The 1,125-nt window shown below is 64.9% G+C and carries 1 protein-coding gene and 1 pseudogene; both read right to left on the bottom strand.

Features of this window, described 5'->3' with window-relative positions:
* Positions 1-426, bottom strand: a pseudogene (locus tag EN884_RS36600) (phage tail protein); the annotation flags it as partial.
* 109 nt (positions 427-535) lie between these two features.
* Positions 536-1,123, bottom strand: a complete 588-nt coding sequence (locus tag EN884_RS36595; RefSeq protein WP_245492059.1) for a uroporphyrinogen-III synthase — start codon at positions 1,121-1,123, stop codon at positions 536-538.
* Positions 1,124-1,125 lie beyond the last annotated feature (2 nt).

Here is a 1,125-nt window from a genome sequence, read left to right as displayed (position 1 = left end):
GGCTGGCGCCATTTTCTCGTCCTGTGTCTCGGCTTTTGCCTTGTTGCCGTCGGTCTGCGCTGCCGACGCGTCGTCGAAACTGTAGTCGAAGGTTTTGGCGCGGTTGGGCGGCGCATCCGAACCGGGATAAGGCAGCTCTGGCTCGGCGGCTTTGGCTCCGCCATGCGCCGGCGCTTGCCCTTCCGCACCTGCGGCGCCATCGGCATGCTCCCACGGCTCGAGATCGGTCTGGTCGGCATGAACCGGCTCTTCGGGAACCTCGGGCTGCGAAGCGTTCGCTGCTTCCTCGGCCTTCGCCTCGTCTGTCTGCGCCTCCTGCGTGGCGGCGTCCTCGTCGGCGATGCGTGAGACGGCGCCCGGCTCGAGATCGATGGTCACCGGCTCGCGGCGGCTTTTCGAGTGTCGCATCTTCGGCGTCTTGACCATGCCTGGGCTCCGCACATTCGCTTCGTCTCAACGCCTGGCGGCGCATGATGGTTCAGAAAGGGTCTAGCACATCACCAAGCGGTGAAAAGGGGCGGTGTGATGACGCGGCTCAGCGCGGCGCCTGCAAAAGCGCCAGCAATGCCTCCTCGTCAGGTTGCGCGGCAATGCGGATCCTTTCGCCGGCGGCATCGTCGAAGGCTGCGGCGATCCGCGTGGAAAGCGCAAAAACCCATGTTTTTTCGAAGAGACCGCGCAGAGCGGGCCGTCTTGCCAACATCTGCATCGCCGCCGCCGCCTTGGCTGAATAGAGCAATACCGCGTCGGCAGGTTGCCCCGACAGGCGTTCGAGGGTGACTTCGTCCGGATAACCCACTGTCAGCGTGTCATAGGTCTCGACGGCGTGGACCCGAACGCCCGCCGTCCCGAGCCTCTGTTCGAACGCCGGAAAACGCACGCGCCCGCAGAGGTAGACAATCGTCTTTCCAGAAAAATCGGCAGCGAGAACGTCGGCCAGCGCCTCGGCATCGCCGGGGCCTTCACTGACCGACAAAAACCCCGCTTTGCGGGCAGCTTCCGCAGTCCGCCTGCCGACGGCATGACAAGGCAAGGCGGCGAGCGTCGCGATGATTTCTTCCGGCGCATGGCGCATGGCATTGGCGCTTGTGACGGCCACCGCGACGGCATCGTCCGGGATCAGTC

Source organism: Mesorhizobium sp. M7A.F.Ca.AU.001.01.1.1, from assembly GCF_004022735.1.
Classification (GTDB): Bacteria; Pseudomonadota; Alphaproteobacteria; order Rhizobiales; family Rhizobiaceae; genus Mesorhizobium; species Mesorhizobium ciceri.
Note: the sequence above shows the minus strand (reverse complement) of the source record. Positions and strands in the feature narration are given on the sequence as shown.